Origin of the sequence: Halorubrum sp. SP3, assembly GCF_005435195.1 — an archaeon.
Classification (GTDB): domain Archaea; phylum Halobacteriota; class Halobacteria; order Halobacteriales; family Haloferacaceae; genus Halorubrum; species Halorubrum sodomense.
The window spans coordinates 1-302 of sequence record NZ_SGTU01000563.1 but is presented as its reverse complement, the minus strand read 5'-3'; the positions used below and the strand labels follow the sequence as shown (position 1 = coordinate 302).

Here is a 302-nt window from a genome sequence, read left to right as displayed (position 1 = left end):
GGCCTCGGCGCCGAGTACGGCCCCGAGATGGTCGTCAACCCCATCGAGGTCGTCCCGTACGTCTTCCACGGCTGGTTCCTCGTGGCGATATTCGTCCTCGCCGCGATCACCGGCTTCGGGCGGGAGTACATCCCCGACCGCGTCTCCGAGGAGGTGTCCCGCGCATGAGCGTCTTCGACAAGTTCCTCGCGGGCTGGTCGTTCCGCGGCCCGACGCCGGACTACGCGGCCGGCGACGTCCTCGAGGTGATGGTGACCGGCGAGGGGAGCGGCGGCGCCGGCGAGGGCGGCGACCACGTCGCC

Annotated in this window: 1 pseudogene; it reads left to right on the top strand. The window is 71.5% G+C overall.

Annotated elements, in window-relative coordinates:
• Nucleotides 1–168 (top strand): annotated as a pseudogene (locus EXE42_RS20490) (Na+/H+ antiporter NhaC family protein); the annotation flags it as partial.
• Nucleotides 169–302: the final 134 nt, after the last annotated feature.